This window comes from Cupriavidus sp. 05L411, from assembly GCF_056398045.1.
The window spans coordinates 37,154-52,878 of the sequence record NZ_JBFTOQ010000036.1 but is presented as its reverse complement, the minus strand read 5'-3'; the positions used below and the strand labels follow the sequence as shown (position 1 = coordinate 52,878).

General features: G+C 62.7%; 12 protein-coding genes. 7 read left to right on the top strand and 5 right to left on the bottom strand.

Going from position 1 to position 15,725, the window contains the following annotated elements:
- Positions 1–43: 43 nt before the first annotated feature.
- The 4 genes from AC1DQR_RS30515 to AC1DQR_RS30500 are packed head-to-tail and all read right to left on the bottom strand — an operon-like array spanning position 44 to position 4,550.
- Positions 44–1,297: a WcaI family glycosyltransferase gene (locus tag AC1DQR_RS30515; RefSeq protein ID WP_477134341.1), complete on the bottom strand. Its 1,254-nt coding sequence runs from the start codon at positions 1,295–1,297 to the stop codon at positions 44–46.
- On the bottom strand, positions 1,294–2,730 hold the full coding sequence (locus AC1DQR_RS30510) for a UDP-glucose dehydrogenase family protein (protein ID WP_477134340.1): 1,437 nt from the start codon (positions 2,728–2,730) through the stop codon (positions 1,294–1,296). The genes AC1DQR_RS30515 and AC1DQR_RS30510 overlap by 4 nt, the downstream gene beginning before the upstream one ends.
- Positions 2,731–2,755: 25 nt before the next feature.
- Positions 2,756–3,130, bottom strand: a complete 375-nt coding sequence (locus tag AC1DQR_RS30505) for a VanZ family protein (RefSeq protein WP_416050602.1) — start codon at positions 3,128–3,130, stop codon at positions 2,756–2,758.
- 31 nt (positions 3,131–3,161) lie between these two features.
- Positions 3,162–4,550: an undecaprenyl-phosphate glucose phosphotransferase gene (locus tag AC1DQR_RS30500; protein WP_477134358.1), complete on the bottom strand. Its 1,389-nt coding sequence runs from the start codon at positions 4,548–4,550 to the stop codon at positions 3,162–3,164.
- A 1,214-nt stretch (positions 4,551–5,764) separates the two neighbouring features.
- On the opposite strand from AC1DQR_RS30500, the gene AC1DQR_RS30495 reads away from it, so the two are divergent.
- Entirely contained in the window at positions 5,765–6,586 is an 822-nt protein-coding gene (locus AC1DQR_RS30495; protein ID WP_416053295.1) for a transcriptional regulator, read from the top strand.
- 31 nt (positions 6,587–6,617) lie between these two features.
- On the opposite strand, the gene AC1DQR_RS30490 is transcribed toward AC1DQR_RS30495, so the two are convergent.
- Positions 6,618–7,727, bottom strand: a complete 1,110-nt coding sequence (locus AC1DQR_RS30490) for a helix-turn-helix domain-containing protein (protein WP_477134339.1) — start codon at positions 7,725–7,727, stop codon at positions 6,618–6,620.
- 694 nt (positions 7,728–8,421) lie between these two features.
- Between AC1DQR_RS30490 and AC1DQR_RS30485 the strand changes: the two genes are divergently transcribed.
- The 6 genes from AC1DQR_RS30485 to AC1DQR_RS30460 all read left to right on the top strand — a co-directional run bounded on the left by AC1DQR_RS30485 (position 8,422) and on the right by AC1DQR_RS30460 (position 15,674).
- Positions 8,422–9,198 carry an XpsR family transcriptional regulator gene (locus AC1DQR_RS30485; RefSeq protein WP_416053294.1) on the top strand — a complete coding sequence of 259 codons (777 nt, stop codon included), beginning with the start codon at positions 8,422–8,424 and terminating at the stop codon, positions 9,196–9,198.
- A 430-nt stretch (positions 9,199–9,628) separates the two neighbouring features.
- Positions 9,629–11,335: a hypothetical protein gene (locus AC1DQR_RS30480; RefSeq protein WP_416050600.1), complete on the top strand. Its 1,707-nt coding sequence runs from the start codon at positions 9,629–9,631 to the stop codon at positions 11,333–11,335.
- 172 nt (positions 11,336–11,507) lie between these two features.
- A complete protein-coding gene (locus AC1DQR_RS30475) occupies positions 11,508–12,629 on the top strand; it encodes a hypothetical protein (protein WP_477134338.1) in 1,122 nt (373 codons plus the stop codon).
- A 481-nt stretch (positions 12,630–13,110) separates the two neighbouring features.
- On the top strand, positions 13,111–14,055 hold the full coding sequence (locus AC1DQR_RS30470; protein WP_477134337.1) for an EAL domain-containing protein: 945 nt from the start codon (positions 13,111–13,113) through the stop codon (positions 14,053–14,055).
- Between the two features lie 120 nt (positions 14,056–14,175).
- On the top strand, positions 14,176–14,757 hold the full coding sequence (locus tag AC1DQR_RS30465; protein ID WP_477134336.1) for a nitrogen fixation protein NifQ: 582 nt from the start codon (positions 14,176–14,178) through the stop codon (positions 14,755–14,757).
- A 122-nt stretch (positions 14,758–14,879) separates the two neighbouring features.
- Positions 14,880–15,674 (top strand): hypothetical protein, encoded by a 795-nt coding sequence (locus AC1DQR_RS30460; RefSeq protein ID WP_416050596.1) that lies wholly within the window; start codon positions 14,880–14,882, stop codon positions 15,672–15,674.
- Positions 15,675–15,725 lie beyond the last annotated feature (51 nt).

Genomic DNA, 15,725 nt, shown 5'->3' with positions numbered 1-15,725 from the left:
GGGGGTGCATGTTGGGTTGGAGGCAGTGGGTCTGCGCGATGGACTAGGCGCCGATCGTCCGTCCGGTGGAGGAGTCGTCTCGTAGAGCTGCGCCTACCTGGGACACGAAGTGTGTCAGCAAGTTGTCCAGGGCAAGGAACGATTCCGCATAGGCTCTTGCCGCAGTTCCAAAATCGGCGCGAAGCGTATCATTCCCGGCGAGTTTCATGACCGCGTGCGCCATTGCTGGTGCATCACCTGGGTCGACAATCATGCCGTGCCCTGCCACAACTGCTGCAACCTCAGTGTTCTCACAAGCGGTGGCTACGATGGGTCGCCCACTCGCGAGCATGCCGGTGAGCTTTGATGGCATTACCAGGTCAGCTGCATCCGCCCGTTGAGGTAGCAGGTGAATATCTGCACATGATAGGAGTGCTGGCAACCTTTTCTTTGGCTGCAAGGCGAGAAAGTGGACACGATCCAGATTCGAGCAGGCAGCTTGGAGTTCGGCTTTGCCAGGGCCGTCGCCGCAAAAAAGAAAGTGTACGTTCTGGGCATCCTTTAGAAGGTGCGCAGTCTCGGCCAATACTTCCAGCCCTTGCTTTCTTCCCATATTGCCGGAATAGAGTGCAACTATGGCCGTCTCCGGAATGTTGAGTTCCTTGCGGTAGACCTGATCTCCTTGCCCGGCGCTGATCTCAGTGAGATCTACCCAGTTCGGGAAATGGACCAGGCGTGTGTTCTCTACGCCTTTGGCTTCGGCCAGGCGCAACATTGCTTGCGAAATGGTGGAAACGCGGTCAAAGCTGCGCAATAGCCAGCGCTCGCCGCGTTCGACTAGGCCGCGAAGGAACTGACTTTTGAGCATTCCTAGCGCAAACGCGGCATCGATCTCAAAGTCCTGGACGTGGAGCCAGGTCTTGCTGCCGAAAAGCTTGCCAAAAAGCAAGGTGGCAGGGGAGCAGAAAAGGGGGGGCTCAACCACAAACACTACGTCCGGGCGCCATCTTGCTTGTGCCAGCAGGACGGGAAAACTACTGACTGCAAAGCTCGCGAGGTGAATCAGACGTTTTAGTCCCGACGGCCTACCGGGTACCCAGAGTGGGACACGGAATACGGTGACCCCATTGCGCGTCTCACACTTGTAGCGCCAAGCCTTGTAGCCTTGCGCCACCTTCCATTCCGGATAGTACGGCGGCGCAGTGATCACTCGTACTTCATGCCCCTGCGCAACCAGCCAATCGGCTTGTTCCGACGTGTATTTACCGATGCCCGTCAACTCCGGCGCATAGTTAAGGCAGTACATCAGTATTTTCATGTGGCCTGCGCTTGTGCATAGCCAGCCGACGCAGCATCCGCAGTGCGTACGGCGATATGGTCGCCGCTGGCGGCCTTGCGCCCGATGCCGTAGTACGCAAAGCCATGCTGCGCTAGCTCGGCAGGCTCATATAGATTGCGTCCGTCGAAGATCACCGGGTCGCGCAGTGCTGCGGCAATCGCCGCAAAGTCCGGCGAGCGGAAGGACTTCCATTCTGTCACCACCACCAGCGCATCTGCCCCCTCCAGAGCAGCTGCCTGATCGTCTACGAAGTGGATTCGCGCCGCAGCTGCTGGATCCGTTGCGAGGTCTGCGTGGATGGCCTTCTTTGCCTCCTCGATGGCTACCGGATCAAAGGCCTTGACGCTTGCCCCACGTGCCAGCAGTTCTTTGATCACCACCCGGCTAGGTGCCGCCCGCATATCGTCGGTATTGGGCTTGAATGCCAAGCCCCAGAGCGCGAATGTCAGGCCAGAAAGATCGTCCCCATAGTGGCCAATGATCTTCTGGACAAGGATGCGCTTCTGCTGCTGATTGACCGCCTCCACCGCAGCCAGGATGCGCGGCGTCTGGCCATATTCCGCCGCTGTCCGCTCCAGCGCCTGTACATCCTTGGGGAAGCAGGATCCACCGTAGCCCGTACCGGCATACAGGAAGCTGTAGCCAATGCGGGGGTCGGAACCAATACCTTGGCGCACCAATTCAATATCCGCCCCGACCACGTCCGCCAGGTTGGCCAGCTCGTTCATGAACGAGATCCGGGTAGCCAGCATGGCGTTTGCGGCGTACTTGGTGAACTCCGCCGACGCGATATCCATGTTGAGGATACGGTCGTGGTTGCGCGTGAAAGGCGCGTACAGCGTACGCATTGCCTCGCGTGCGCGCACGCCGGCGGCGCCGGGTTCGGTGCCAATGACAATACGGTCCGGCCGCATGAAGTCTTCGATGGCCGCGCCTTCCTTGAGGAACTCGGGGTTGGACACCACGGCGAATTCGAGTTCGGGCAGGCTGCGTTCCGCCAGCTGTGCCTCGATGGCGTGCCGGACCTTTGCGCCGGTGCCAACTGGCACGGTGGACTTGTCCACCACAATCTTTGGTGTAGTCATGTAGCGGCCGATATTGCGGGCGGCGGCTACCACGTAGCGCAGGTCAGCGGAGCCGTCTTCGTCGGGCGGGGTGCCAACGGCGATGAACTGGACATCGCCAAACTGAACGCTGGCTTCAATGTCGCTGGTGAACTGGAGGCGGCCGGCGGCGTGGTTGCGCTGGATCAGTTCTTTCAGCCCGGGCTCATAGATGGGCACTTCGCCGGCGTTGAGCATGCTGATCTTTGCAACGTCCAGGTCCAGGCAGAGTACGTCGTTACCGAGTTCGGCCAGGCAGGTCCCGGTGACCAGGCCCACATAGCCGCTACCGATGATTGTGATTTTCATGACTGCGGTTTGAGATATTGAGAATTTAGTGTTTGCTTGGGATGGCGCTTGCTAGCCCGAGCCGTGCGGCCAGGGATAGCAGCGCGATCGCAACGACGGCTGCCAGCAGATCGGTCAGCAAATCCGTCAGGTCCGCGGAGCGGTAGGGAAAGAACGATTGGATGAATTCGTCCAGGCCGCCAAGCAGGGCGATGCCGGCTAGCGCGATCACAGCGCGGTACCGCTTGAATGAGAGATAGATCGCGCCGGCCAGGCAGCCGTAGGCAGCAAAGTGGAGGAGTTTGTCGCCAAATTCCCGGGACATGGCTTGCGCATTGCCGGGGAGGTTGCCGACCAGCAGCATGACGGCGTAGAACACCGCTGCTGCCGGCAGCCATAGCCTTGCCTGGGTGGTAAGCATCGACGCGGCAGACCGCGCAGATGGCTGCGATTCAATAGGCATTCTGTCCAGTCCAGCCCTTGAACGCGGTCCAGAAGATAATGCGCAAATCCATCCAGAACGACCAGTTGCGGATATAGAAGATATCGTGCTCAACGCGCTTGGCCATCTTGTCCAGCGTGTCGGTCTCGCCCCGGTAGCCGTTGATCTGCGCCCAGCCGGTAATGCCGGGCTTGACGCGGTGGCGGAGCATGTACAGGTCCAGCTGTTCTTTATAGATATTGTTGTGGGCCATGGCGTGCGGGCGGGGGCCTACCACGCTCATCTCGCCTCTGAGCACGTTGATGAACTGGGGCAGCTCGTCCAGGCTGGTGCGGCGCAGGAGGGCGCCGATCGGGGTGATGCGGTTGTCGCCTTTGGTGGCCTGCGTGACCACGCCGTGCTCGTCGTGGGGCTTCATGCTGCGGAATTTGTAGACGTGGATCACGCGGCCGTCCAGGCCCAGGCGCTCTTGCTTGAAGAACACGGGGCCAGGGGAACTGCGCTTGATCAGCACGGCAATGACCAGGAACAGCGGGGAGAGGGCGGCGAGTACCAGGGCGGCAAAGCTGCGGTCGAATGCTGACTTCACCGCGCCACGCACGCCGAGCGATGGCGGGCGGTTGAGTTCTACCGCGGGCATGCCCAGAAAATCGCCTACCTTGTGGTTGAGCAGGTCGAAATCCAGCAGGCTGGGCATCCATTTGATGTCGATGAAGTCGTTGCGCAGCGAGTACGCAATGCTCTGCATCTGGCGGGTGGCGCTCATGGGGAGCGTAATCCAGACTTCGTCGATCTTGTGCTGGCGCGCGAAGTCCGCAATCTTGGCGCTGTCTTCCACACGCAGCACACCGGCCGGCGTGGCTTCAACCGGCGAGGCGTAGATGCCGCCCACCCTGTAGCCGGTGCGGCGGTTGGCGGTGGCGCGGTGGTACATTTCCTGGCCGGTGCGGCCATAGCCAACGATCAGTACGTGCTTGGTGTTCACACCGGTGCCGCGGACCAGGCTCAGGAAAGCGCGGCTGGCGATGTGCAGCGCCAGCAAGCCGATGATGGACCCGATATACCAGTAGGTGGCCCAAAGGCGGGAGAGAGCGTCGGTTTGATGGAGGAGGAAGCAGACCAGGATGCTGATCAGCCAGACCAGGGTCCAGCCGGCCAGCATGCGCGTGAAGAGCGAGAAGGTGCTGCGGCCGCGCCAGGAGGCATACAGGTCGAACGCGGGCAGTACGATAAACGCGACGGTGCAGCCGAAATACTGGATGAACTGGTGGATGGGCGCGGTGGGCGTGGCGTCCGTTGCGAAGCGTAGTTCGGTTGCCAGATAGCCGGCAATCCAGATGACTGCTACGTCCAGCAGGCGTGCGGCCAGCGTTAGCTGGTCGTGATGCCTGGCAAACATGTCGCGATAAACTCCCATGATCTTCCCCGAAAGCGTTCGCAATCCCGCCGCACGCTGGTGCGGCCGAACCATTTATCCCCAATTGGTAAAGGCGACGTGCCATTGACTACGTCGGCCCGGCCATGCGCGCTGTCTCAAATGGCATGGCATTTCTGATCGGACGAAGGAAGTCGGCAGTTGGCTGCAGCGTGTGCAGCCGATTCCGTAGCGCTTGGGGGCGGCTGACCCTTGCGCCCGTGCGTCGTCCATGCAGGGACGCTTCGCTGGAAACTCGTCGCTTCGTTTTAAACAGGCGCTATGGGCGCCGGTTTGCTCGTCTTATCGATGGGGCAGATAGTGCGGCGCAGCGACGTCTACCGGTACCCTGCGAGAGAAGGGAACGCGAGGGGATTGTTGGCGTCATGGCGCGGGGTTGCCGGCGAGGCCGCGCATTGCGCCCGGGACTTGTGCATGGGGAGCGCGGTCTTGGGGCTGATGGGTGATGTTGGTGCGTGGATTGTTCAATGATGTATCGAGTTTGTATCAGGGTCGAGATTTGATTTTTATAAAGACGGGTGATTTTTCTCTTTGGATTTTCTATCCCCGCTTCCGAGGGGGGGGGCGAATGAATGCGGATATTAAGAAAGGGAAATGGCTGCGATCTCTCTCGCTGTGTCTTGCGGCTTGCTCCCCCATTTGCTATTTGCTATTTGCCGGTGGAGCCGGCTCTTATAGCCGCTGTCCAGCGGCAGCGCTTTCTCGCTCCGCGCCTCATCGCGAAAGCCCGGCGGCGTAAGGCTTGCGGGCGAAGGCGGCAAGTGTTTTTTTCGGCGCATTTTGTGTCGGAGGGGCTGGCCGGGTGGCTGACTGACCTGGCTCACGCGCTGGCATGCCGGGCTGCCGGCGTGGCTTAGCCGCCAATTGGAGCTAGTCACCGGGCCAATCACCGCACCAATTGCCAAAAAGTGAGACGCACGGTCAAGAGGCGCGCGGGAGTGGCTTTAATCTTGGACGCTAGAGACCATTGTCTATAAGGCGTGCGCAAAAGGGGGGATGCTTGGCGACCCCTGCCCCGGAACTCGAAGAGAGGGGGGAACCGATGCAACCGGGGCAATGCCGGCAGCGATCCGGTGTCTTTGCGGGTCAATAGGCGTACGACGGGAATGATGGGGGTGTTGGCGATGGCTGATTTATCTGGTTTGACTGGCTTGTCTGGTTTGTCTGATATGTCTGGAATGACGGAGCAGGGTGGGGGCGCCCTGAGCCGTGAGCAGCTCGATGCTTACTTTGCTTCCTACGTGGGCATGGAGGGGGGGAGTCCGGCCAGCGCGGTTTGGTTCTGCGACGCCATGCCAACTTCGGATAGCACGCGGCTGCCCGCGCAGCTTGTCCCGGTGCTTGAGGTGCCGGCGTGGGATGCGCAATTCAGGCTGCGCCATCTGCGCGAGATGGCCAAATGGCAAACGCACCAGCGCATTGCGCGGATCATGGCGGCGGCCCGGGAGATGGTGCTGTTCGGCCGGGACGATAGCGGCGATTGGCAGCGCTACCTGGCGCAATATCTTTACCGGCCGCGCGGATGGGATTTCAAGCTGAGCTTGTTCCCCTTGGCCATCCGTTCTGAAAACGGGTTGCCGTGGACGCAACTGCACGGCAATCAGCCTGAGCTGAACCCCAAATCCAAATACCTTGCGCTGTGCCGTAGTGGCGCCCGGTTCCGCTTTATCGCCCAATTGCGCCGGCGCGAGCGGCCCAAGGTGGTGGTTTGCCTTGGCGAGCGCTTCGAGGCGGATTACCTGCAGGCCTTTGGCATGCGGGGCGTGCCATATACCACACACACATTGCAGCCTGCCGATCAGGCGAGGGAGTTGCGCGTTTATGTCAGCGAGGGGACAAACCTGATTATTTGTCCCGCGGTGGCCGGGGCTGCCGGATTAGCCTCCGATGTGCTGCTGAACGCCATGGGGCGTTTTATCAGCCAATGGCTGACCATGGCCGATTTTCAGGTAAGGCCGCACGAGGCGGAGCTTTGCGAGGCGGAGTACTACCCGGCCTGAGATGGCGATGCAGTGGCCGCGGGCGCGCAGCTCAACGCTGTTGCCGATGCAGCCACTGCCGGAAGTCATCGCCTTGCACTGCGAACGCGGCTTGCTTGAATTCGGTGTTCTCGGGGCTGGTGGCATAGGCGCGCAGGTCGCTGGGCGACATGCCCAGGGATCGGCGGAACGCCCGGGTAAAGTCCGATGCACTGTTGAAGCCCAGTCCGTAGGCGATGTTGCTAACCGGCAAGCTGGGGAACTTCACGAGGTCGGCGGCGGCGGCGCGCAGGCGGCTCTTGCGGATATAGGCTTGCACGCCGCCTTCTTGCTCGAACAATCGATATAAGGTCGGGCGGGAGATTTCCATCCTGGCGAGCAGCTTGTCGGGGGACAGCTCCGCCGCGCCGGGGTCGGCGTCGATCAGCCGGCGTGCCCGGGCCAGCATGGCGCTGCGCGCGGCGGCGCGGGCGCCTTCCTCAAGGCGCGCGCCCTTGCGAAAGGCGGCGGTGAGCAGTTGCACGCTGGCGTGCATGGCCCGGGCAGCTGCTTGCGGCGCCATGCCGGGGATCTCGCGGCTCAGCGCCGTCAGGTGCTCCACGGCCAGCCGGGTCAGCGGGGTGTTGGTTTGCACGATACGCCCATGCGCGGCCTCGGCGCCGAGAAAGACGGAATCCATCATCGTGCGTGGCACGAAGACCGAGAGCGCGCGCACGGCACCCCGGTGCATGTGGATGGGCTGCCCATGGTCCGTGAGCAGGATGCCGCCCTGTTGCGGCATCGGGTTGCGCCGCATGCCTTCGACCACGCCGGCGCTGCCTTCGACGAACACCTGGAGCGCATAGTGCCGCATGGTGTCCGTGGAGATGCGCGCGACGTTGCGCTCCAGGGTGAGCCCATCGCAGCGGCAGTCGGTGAAGAGCATGTCCTCGACCAGGTAGCGGTCGATGGAGGCCTGGAACGGGGCTGCCAGGGCGTCCCGGGTGAGATTGACGTCCATCACATGCCCGACGCGCTGGCGCCAGGCGAGGATTTGTCCCACGCTTACGTCACGGGGCCCGTCGCCGCCTACCTGGAAATGGGTATGCGGCAGGCGCGCGTCCGGGGGCGCGGGCTGCGGTTCCGATTGGGTCGGTGCAAGTGCGATGGGAGGCTCGGTCATGGGCGTTGGGCGCACCCGGTGCTGCATAGGACCGGCAAAACGCCGGCGCATCGGCACCACTCTATCGAAAAACCGAGGTTCTTGCAGGCAACGCGTTGTGGCTGTCCCACTTCCAAGCCTGTGCTTGCCACGCACAGGCTGTACACATGTCGTGCATATGCGGTGCATATGCCGTGCATTCGCCATTTACCGCCGCCCGATTGTGCGATGCCGCGCAAAGTGTCGTTACCCCGCGTAAGAAGGGAAAGAAGACTGCCGCGAATCCCTCCAAAGGGGGGCGCGTCATGATCAAATCTCACGCAGAATCTTGCACCGCCAAGTGATTGTTTCGCGCAAACGAGATCGGGCTTTTTTGGGGCGGTAGCCGGAGCGTCGCGGGATTGACGATATACGTTCCGGCAATCGCTTTCCCAAAGGGAAAAGCACTGATCCAGATTGGTTGTAGGCAGGTCAAATCCGTTGGAGCCAGGCATTGGTTTTATGCCGGCCGGCATCCGAGACGAAGCAGGTGGGAGGCGCGAAAAGCGCGGGAAGCGCGGGAAGCTCTGCATTCCCCGTCAGCGGGTTGTCTCCATCGTTCTATTAGAGATTTGCCGTTGCATTCGAGGCGTCTCACGGCCCGTCACGTCGTATAGGTAAGTACTGCCTCAGCGCGTGGGCATCTTTAATTCCACCAAGCGGTAGGGGCATGGAAATAGAACAGAAGACAGTATTCTCACGTGAGCAGCTGGACGCGTACTTCGCGTCTTACGTTGGTATGGAAGGGGGAAATCCGGCGGCGGCTGTCTGGTTTTGCGACAGCACACCGCATCCATGGGTCGAGTCGCTGGTAGCGCCGCTGGAGCCGCGCATGCAACCAGGCGCCTGGGACCGCGCGTACCGCGAGCGCCATCGGGAGAGCATGGAGCGCTGGCAGTCGCATCAGAAGATCGCAAGGATCATGGCGGCGGCGCGTGCGCAGACGTTTGCGTCCCCGCAGAGCGAGTGCGACTGGAAGCATTACTTCGATCAGCATCTCTATGCGCCGGGGGGGGCGGAGTTCAAGCTCAGCCTGTTTCCGTTGCCGGCGCACCTGATTGGCCAGACGCCCTGGTCCAAGGCATTTCGCGGGCAGCCGGCGCTGGTGCCCAAGCAGCGCTACCTGGATCTGTGCCGCGCTGGCAACCGCTTCCGCTTTATCGAGGGCATTCGCAGGGAGTGGAAGCCCAAGGTGGTGGTGTGCCTGGGCGAGCGGCATTTCTCGGATTTCGTATTGGCGTTCGGGCTTGAGCAAGCCCGGATGGGGGATTTCATTTTGCAGCCGGCCGATCTGGCCAAGACGCTGCGCGTGCTGGAGCACGATGGCACGACCTGGATCATGTGCCCCGCGCTGGCGGGCGCTTCGGGGCTGACGTCCGATGTGTTGCTCGAAGCCATGGGCCGATATGTGGCGCGCTGGCTGGTGCCGGCGGATTTTCCGATTCTGCACTAGGCGCGAGGTAATGCGCATGCGAGGCGATGCGAGGCGTTGGCGGGCATCGTTTTACGCGTCCTGATAACCGTAGGAACGGCACGCGGCAGCGATGCCGTTGCGACTCTCGCGGGGGTGGGTGTTACGGGCTGACATGCAAGCCTGCGCTTTCCCCCGCCTAGTAGGGGTGACACGGTTGTGGAGATTGTTTATCTAGTGAAGCTGGCAAAGGCAGTTTTGTTGTAGTGCTGCCGATTCCGATCGCAAGAGCCAGCCAGGGTATCCATGAGATGCGACGAGCCAGGGCAGCGTAGGGCACCGCATGCGGTGCGCAGCCAAGGCGTGGTCAGGATCCATAGACAACCTAGTGACCCATTGACCTATCGACGTATCGACGCATTAAAGCATTGACGCATTGACAAATCGACGTATCGATTCAGGAGTGAGAAGAGTGCAAACCAATATCAGAAATATCTTTACCCTCGGCATCATGGCTTCCGCGGCAGCGGCACTTGTGGCTTGCGGGGGCGGCTCGGACTCGACGCCGACCCCGACGACGCCATCGGTTACCGTGCAAGGCAAGGCCGTCGACTTCTACCTGTCACAGGCTACGGTGACGTTCCTCGATTGCAGCAACAAGACCACCACGACCAAGGCGAACGGGGACTTCACGTTCCCGGACGGCTGCTCCACCAGCGCACTCAAGGTGACCGGCGGTACCGACATTGGTACCAACCAGCCGTTCACCGGCGTGCTGCAGGCACCGGCAGTGGCCTACAAGGCCGGCCAGACCCCGGTGATCACGCCGCTGACGACGCTGGTTGCGCAGTTGGGCGCAACCCAGGCTGCGGCGCTGGCGGCCAAGCTGGGCCTGCAAGGCAAGGACCTCACCACGCTGGACCCGATGCAGGACGCTGCGGTGCTCAAGGCAGCCGTGCTGGTGCAGCAACTGGTGGACCAGGTCGCCAAGACGCTGGCAGGCTTGTCGAAGGCGACCGGCGGCACGTTGACGGCGGAAGCTGCCGCGGCGGCGGCGGCCAGTGCCGTGGCTAGCGCGGTGAACAACGCCTCCGGTACCGCTAACCTGACCAGCGGCACGCTGGTCACGTCGGTGATCAACTCGGCCGTGCAGAACGCCAAGGCAGGTTTCCCGGCCAGCGTCCAGGCCAACATTACCGCGGTGGCGGCCAACGTCGCCGCGCTGGCCGGCCCGGTTGTGGCTACCCAGGTGTCGAACGTGAACACCGCGCTGGGTACGATCGTGCTGGGCACCGACCCCGCTGCCACGCTGGCTGCCTTGCAGCAAAGCGGCTCGGTCAATGCGGTGACCGACAGCGCCAAGTCCACGACGAGCAATGCGCTGGTGGCGGCGGTAACGCCGGCCGCGCTGGCTGACCCGACGCTGACGACCAGCCTGGCTGCGCTCGGCGCTGCCGTGTCTACCGGCAACGCCACGGCAATCCAGAACGCGGCAAGCAGCCTAGGCGGCAACGTCAACAGCGGCGCCATCACCGACGTGGTCAACGCCGTCAAGCCGACCGACTTCATCCAGTTGGCCAGCATGACCATCAACGGCCAGCTGTTCACGAACTTTGATGCCGTGACCGTCACGGGCGGCGGTGCCCTGAGCAGCATCACAGTCGCAACCTCGCAAGTCGGCAAGCCGTTTGGCGATGGCGCAGCTGAAGTCCGTGCGGGTTTGAGCTATACGTATAACGGCAACCAGGTCGATGTCATCATCGAAAAGGTTGCGCTCACGTTTAGCAGCGGTGTGCTGACGGCCGCGCAGGTGCCTGCCAACACCACATACTCGTTCCGCGCCACGGGCGCGAACATTTCCGCCGAGACGACCCTGACCAACGCGGTCGCGGACAATCTGTACGCCGGCAGCGGTGCACTGAGCCTGCCTTTCTCGGTCTTCCTGGCCAAGCTGAAGAGCGCAAGCACGCTGAACGCGACGCAGCTCGATGCCATTACGCCCAAGTCGCCCAGCACCTTCCCCGTGACGTTCGCGGTGTCTGGCCTGGCCGGCAAGGCGGTGAACGTCGCTACGCTGGTCAGCGGCAGCCCGCAGAAGACGCTGGCGCGGACGGTGCAGACCAAATCGTCCACGGTTAGCGGCAATGGCATCACGACCTCGGTCACGCTGAACCCCTGATCGGTGCGCAGTGAAGCCCTTCCCGTGGTCAGGGGAGGGCCTGCCCGGTCATCCGTCATGTGCGCCATCTGGTGCTTGTGACGGGTGACCGGCTTCTTTTTGTGTGCAGTCGGCCGGACCAAGAACTGGCTGACGCCATGGATGAGGTCCGCCCCGGCCTCGGAGTCTCCCTATGCTGTTGTATCGCACGCGCCGGCTCCGCCATGCCGGTGCCTTGATGCTGGGTTTGTCGTGCGTCGGCGTTGCCCATGCGGCCCCCGACGATGTGTTTTTGCAGGCCGAGCCCGCTACGGGCGAGTTCACGTCATTTCGCGTGGAGGCCAGCTATGACATGGTCAACAAGACCGTGGACGTCTTTAACCTGCGAGAGGGCCAGGGTGCCGTGCCGGACAATGCCGGCGACTATCGTGGCGGCAAGCTGATGCTGGGCTACAAGTTCTCGCCGAAGTGGTCGGGATCGGCCACGTACTGGCGCCGTGGCATCGACTACGGGCAGGACAACAACCAGATCGATAGCTGGATGCTGGCCTTGCACTATGACCCGCTGGCCGAGCCTGGCGCGCGGGACCGCATCATGCTGCGCTTCTCCCTCTGGGGCGACCGCGCCGGCAGCCTGACGCGCTCGTCCGCGCTCAAGGTCAGGAACGCCACGTTCAACAGCGTCACGGTCAACAACGCCAACGATATCCAGGGCCAGGCCGATGTGATTTTTTCTGGCGACCTTACCGAGCGCAACAAGCTCACCGGGTTTATTGGCCTTGGCGTCAGCCGCGTGACAATCGGCAGCATCAATACGCGGCTGCAGCAGGGCGGGTGCAATTTCAATGTGAGCATCGGCTCGGACAATGTTGCCAACGGCAACCTGGCCGCGCCTTGCCGCGTGGGCAACACCAACTTGCAGTCGGCGTCGTTTTCAACGGATGCCAGCCAGTACGGCCTGAACATCAACGATGATTTCAATTACACGGCCGGCTTCCTGAACCTAGGTGGCTCCTGGCGCTGGAAGTACGAGAACTTCAGCGCGCGGCTGGGCTACCAGTTCCAGTACCTGTTGCGCAGCAACGTCGATAGCCGTACCAGTGCGTACGGCTATTCGCCGATCAAGTCAAACCATACGCTGGGGATGGAGCTGTCGTACGCGGTGGTGAAAAATGTCGAGGTGTTCCTGCGTGGGCAGGCATCGCTGTACAACTTCGTTGGCACGATCCCGTTTCTCTATAACGCGGCTACCGCGGGCAAGCTCGATCGCTACTACGGCTATGGCTCGATCGGTATTCGCTTTTCGGGGTTTTAAAGCAGGGATTTTCAAACGGGGATTTTAAAACGGGAATTTCAAAACAGGGATCGGGGCAATGCGGGCTTGGGCGGGAGGCTGCACCTGGATCCAGGTGCGGGACACCCGGGCAAAAAAAAGGAGGTGTAGGCGCAGGGTGCTCCTACACCCCTTGAACAGTTCAGCAAGGGGTCAGTCTTGCTAGAACGGATTGTCTTACGGCTTGTATTACGTCAGTACCCTGCCTTGGTAGGTGGTCCTCCTTCAGAGGGGAACCTGCGTGATGCGTGGCCATGCGGGCACCGAAAGAATAGGGTTGCGCTTGCATATGTTTGTCTGTGCTTATGTGCGGGCCAGCCTTGGCGTGGGGTGCTCCTTTGGGTTTGCTGTCATTTGAGCTTGCCCTTAGCGGGTATGGCGGTATGGCGTGCTCGCGCGCGAGCTTGATGTGATGCGTGTGCATGTCGCACCCGGCCGTCCAAATGCCTTCCAGGAGCTTAGATTGCATTACCCGTTTTTCAGTGGCACGGCGTCGCCCGGTACAAGGGGCCCGCATCCGGACGGGGCCAGCGCCGGCACCGACGGTGGCTTCGCCGATCCGGCGGCCGCGCGCCTGGCGCGGCTGCGCCAGAGGATGGCGTGGCCTTTGGGCGGGCCGGAGGACGTGGATGCCACCGAACGCGGCCTGGATCACGAGGAGCTGCTCTCGCTCACCCGGGGGGACCTCATCGGTGCGATCGAGTTCGGGCATATCTACCCGGTGTTCCAACCGCAGATCAGCGCGCAGCACGGTGGCATCGTCGGGCTGGAGGTGCTGGCGCGCTGGTCCGACAAGGGGCGGCACCATGCCCCGGACAAGTTTGTCGGCAGCATCACCGGCCATGGCGTGGAGACACTGCTGCTGGATCATTTCCTTGGCGCATGCGGGCGGGTGCGCACGCGGTTTCCGCAATACACGGGCCGGTTCTCCCTGAACGTCAACCCGAGGACCGCGGCGGCGGCCGGCTTCGTCCAGGGATTCGTGCGCGCAAGCATGTCCCATGGGCTGGATATCGCCCGCGTCGTGCTGGAGCTGACCGAGCAGACCCGCATTTCCCGTGGCAGCGAGGCGCGCCTGCTGGAAAACCTCAGCGCGCTTTCCGCCCGCGGCATGGTGATCTCCCAGGACGATTTCGGCTCGGGCTATGCCTCGCTGCAAGCCCTTGGGCTGCTGCCGTTCAAGCAGGTCAAGGTGGACAAGATCCTGCTGCACCGCGCACGCCACGCCGAGCGCGCCCGGCGGCTGTTCTTTTCCTCGATGGCGCTGGCGCGCTCGCTGGAGTTGCAGACGGTGGCCGAAGGCGTGGAGAGCCCGGACGACGTGACGCTGGCAAGGTCGCTCGGCGCGGATCTGCTGCAGGGGTATGCCATTTCACCCCCGATGCCCTTCGAGCGGCTCCAGCTTTAGGCGATGCCTGCCCCGGCCTGCTCTGGCCTGCGTTTGACTGTCGTTATATACATCGCTATATTGCGGTCGTAGGGCATTCTCCCCTCCTTGTTGCCGGCCCAGCTCCACAAGGCATTGCCAGTGAACCAGTCGTTGCTGATCCTAGACGCGTTTTCGCTCTCTCCCGGCGAGCCGGCCTGCCGCGCCCTGGCGGGTGTGCTGGAAAGCGCCAACGCTGCCAGGCTGCCCAGGTTCGCGCAGTGGCTCGGGCTTGCGGAGCCCGAGTTCTGGCAGATGCTGGATCACTGTTTTCCGGGTGCCAGGGCAGCGGGGTGGGCGCCGGAGTCGGCGCCGGTTGATGCCGCCGCGTTGCCCTGCGAGTTTGCTGACTTGGTGCAGATGCTGATCGCATCGGGCGATCCCGCTCGCCCCGCTCGCCCCGAAACGCGCTGGGCCGCCCACGCGCTGGCCAGCGGCTGCTTTGGTGGCTCCCATCTCTGGCACGACATGGGCCTGTCGGGCCGGCATGACGTTTCGCGCTTGCTGCAGGCGTATTTCCCCTCGCTCTACGCGGCCAACACCACGGACATGAAGTGGAAGAAGTTCTTCTACCACGCGCTATGCCGGCGGCTGGACCTGCACCCGTGTCCCGAACCGGCCTGCGCCGGTTGCGACAACTACGCTAGCTGCCACGGCACCGAGTCGGTGATCGGCTGGCGCTAGGCAGCCACGCCAGCGGCCTGGCTGACGTAGAATCCGTCGCTTGAAAATCGCCATAAACAGCAAAATCGCTGAGTGTGGGCGAATTCAATCCGACATGAGTGGCAATCGTAGCAATGGTGGCAATGGCCAGAACCTCCCCTTTCCTGAGCAGCGTCATCCTGCTGGCGGCATTGGCGCTGCCCGGCATCTCCCAGGCCCGCGATTACCGCGGCCCCGGAACGGTCGGTGAAGGCCCATACCGGCATCAGTTCGTGCTGCGCGATGCAGTGACCGGAGCACCGATGCCGCAAGCGCGCTATCGGCTGGCCCTGCCTGAGCACCAGATCGCCGGCATACCGGTTGGCCCGGGGGACACGGCCAGCGTGGTCTTCGGCATGACCGACCGGCAAGGCCGTACCGTGTCGGTGCGCCTGCCCGGGCGCCATGCGCAGTCGCAATGGGTTCTCGACGCCATCGTGGGGGAGGGCGATTTTGGCCGGGCGTTCGCCACAACGGGTGGCGCCGATGGCGCGCCGGTGCCGAAGATGACGTATGTGCTGGACGTTGAGGGCAGCTATCTGTTCTGCGGCATGACGAATAGCCGCGGTGGCACGCACTTTGCGCAGAGCCGCCAGGTGCGCACGCTAAGTCTGACGGTGGGCGGTACGGACCTGGGCGCAGCGGATTTTGCCTGGTGCAAGCGGGAGGCGGAGGCGATCGCCGCGCTGCCGGCCGACGTTGCGCCGGCGCTGGTGTTCCGGCAGATGCTCGGCCTTTATGAAGCCGGCAAGGCGGGGCTCGATCCGGATTTCCAGGCTCGTATCCGGAGAAAGCTGCGGGACCTGGCACTGGCGAGCGGGGATAGCCAGCAACTGGTGATCGCGCGCAGCCTTGCGCCGGTGCCCGCGCAGCCGCGCTCGGCGCCGCCCGGGCAATGAACGCGTCCGAGGCTTGAGCGGCAAGGAGGCCGGCTTTTTGTGTCCCCGGCC

Bases quoted from the DNA above. Each gene is read 5' to 3' on its own strand.
- AC1DQR_RS30515 (WP_477134341.1), bottom strand. From the start codon at position 1,297: ATGAAAATACTGATGTACTGCCTTAACTATGCGCCGGAGTTGACGGGC.
- AC1DQR_RS30495 (WP_416053295.1), top strand. From the start codon at position 5,765: ATGACGGAGCAGGGTGGGGGCGCCCTGAGCCGTGAGCAGCTCGATGCT.
- AC1DQR_RS30505 (WP_416050602.1), bottom strand. From the start codon at position 3,130: ATGCTTACCACCCAGGCAAGGCTATGGCTGCCGGCAGCAGCGGTGTTC.
- AC1DQR_RS30490 (WP_477134339.1), bottom strand. From the start codon at position 7,727: ATGACCGAGCCTCCCATCGCACTTGCACCGACCCAATCGGAACCGCAG.
- AC1DQR_RS30510 (WP_477134340.1), bottom strand. From the start codon at position 2,730: ATGAAAATCACAATCATCGGTAGCGGCTATGTGGGCCTGGTCACCGGG.
- AC1DQR_RS30475 (WP_477134338.1), top strand. From the start codon at position 11,508: ATGCTGTTGTATCGCACGCGCCGGCTCCGCCATGCCGGTGCCTTGATG.
- AC1DQR_RS30500 (WP_477134358.1), bottom strand. From the start codon at position 4,550: ATGTTTGCCAGGCATCACGACCAGCTAACGCTGGCCGCACGCCTGCTG.
- AC1DQR_RS30460 (WP_416050596.1), top strand. From the start codon at position 14,880: ATGGCCAGAACCTCCCCTTTCCTGAGCAGCGTCATCCTGCTGGCGGCA.